Source organism: Serratia sp. ASV30, assembly GCF_016428815.1.
GTDB classification, from domain to species: domain Bacteria; phylum Pseudomonadota; class Gammaproteobacteria; order Enterobacterales; family Enterobacteriaceae; genus Chania; species Chania fonticola_C.
Window position 1 is genome coordinate 1 of record NZ_JAELTL010000137.1, and the last position, 1,684, is coordinate 1,684.

Here is a 1,684-nt window from a genome sequence, read left to right on the forward strand (position 1 = left end):
CCCCCCCCCCCCCCCCCCCCCCCCCCCCCCCCCCCCCCCCCCCCCCCCCCCCATTTTAGATGTGTATAAGAGACAGAAAGTAAACTCAATAAAAATTAATAAGCTTTTTTTGGGTTCTGGTGGGTAATGATGTTAATGATTCAATCCCTGCGTACCAACATAGAGGTTCTTAATTTACAACTCTAACAATATGATATTTAAGGATAAAGATTGTATTAAGCTAAATTGTTTCTTTATGGGCGTACTGAGAATACCATCCTTGAAGACGCTACCGACTCGAAAATTCTGATATTAATGTCGATAGCCACAATGTTAAAATTATAACAAAATATCAAGGGGTTAATGCGACTTAAATGACTTTCTTCCCCATGTTGATAATGAAAATGTTAAAATAACACCATGGCATCAAGTAATTAATGCGACTGAGGTATTAGTTCTGTGAAAATTGCCAATCTTCGTCATAGTTGAAACCATTGATCACCAAATTAACTATAACTTATTGATAATAATCAGTAAATGATAATTCATCGCGAAATTACCTTACTACATACAGTGTTAATTTAAGGCGGTGGCCTGCTCATTTATTACTCCTACAGAAAATTCTTAGACACAGATCAAAGCGAGAGCTGTAGCTTAATGTCATAATATTCACATTATTTAATGGAGGTAATGTAATGGATAACGTGATTAAGACCAGCGACCAGGAGACATCATCATGCTTTGTGATCGCGGATGCTGTTATCTTTTGTTCCATGGAAAATACATTTAAATCAATCACTAATGGAGTTGAGTTCCCTATCCTTGTCTCAGCTTCTGAATGCTTCCTCCACCTGATAAAAAATCATGGAGTACTCGTCACTAAGGGCGCTCTTATGCAAATAGGGTGGGAGCAATATGGACTTCATGTCAGTGACAATACCTACTATCAGAACATTCTTACCCTACGTAAAGGGCTAAGACAATGTGGTATTGATTACGAAGTGATCAAAACAGTGCCAAGAAAAGGTTTATTGATACCAAATTCCATCAAAGTTATACCTTTGTCTAGTGGCGTTCCGGTAATTCAAGAGGCTCCAGAGGCTCCAGAGGCTCCAGAGGCTCCAGAGGCTCCAGAGGCTCAAGCCAGCATCTCAACTATTTCATCACAAGATAAAATATCTGATCGGCCAGTTGAAAAGTTACCAGCACAAACCCAAGTTTTAACGCATCACCCAGAATCCTTAAGAAGTAAGCGGATAATGCGTTTTGCCTTTAGCTTACTTGCTTTTATATCGCTTATCGTTGGGGGGGGATTATTCCTGCCGGAGTGCTATTCATCAACATTTCATAACATTGGTAACATAAATGGTTGCCGCGTTAATATTAATGAAAATAAAAGCTCAGAAGATGATTTTTATAAGTTTAATGCTAAAAATCCGATCAGTTGTCAAGGTGATGAAGTAGTCTATTTCTCAACTTTTCAGTTCATACCCAGGGTTTCCGTTATAAAGTGCCGGGATGAGTTTTCGTATCTAAGCCGAAATGATTGTATCTCCAATTACTATATCTGTCTCTTATACACATCTTAAAGGGGGGGGGGGGGGGGGGGGGGGGGGGGGGGGGGGGGGGGGGGGGGGGGGGGGGGGGGGGGGGGGGGGGGGGGGGGGGGGGGGGGGGGGGGGGGGGGGGGGGGGGGGGGGGGGGG

1 protein-coding gene is annotated in these 1,684 nt (G+C 42.9%); it reads left to right on the top strand.

Annotation, left to right across the window (positions count from 1 at the left end; genetic code table 11):
* Positions 1-674: 674 nt before the first annotated feature.
* The gene (locus JHD74_RS25710; protein WP_199063873.1) at positions 675-1,568 is read left to right on the top strand and encodes a winged helix-turn-helix domain-containing protein; all 894 of its coding nucleotides are present in this window, start codon (positions 675-677) and stop codon (positions 1,566-1,568) included.
* The last annotated feature ends 116 nt before the right edge of the window (positions 1,569-1,684 follow it).

Excerpts from the sequence above, each read along its gene's own strand:
- JHD74_RS25710 (WP_199063873.1), top strand. The coding sequence starts at position 675 with ATGGATAACGTGATTAAGACCAGCGACCAGGAGACATCATCATGCTTT.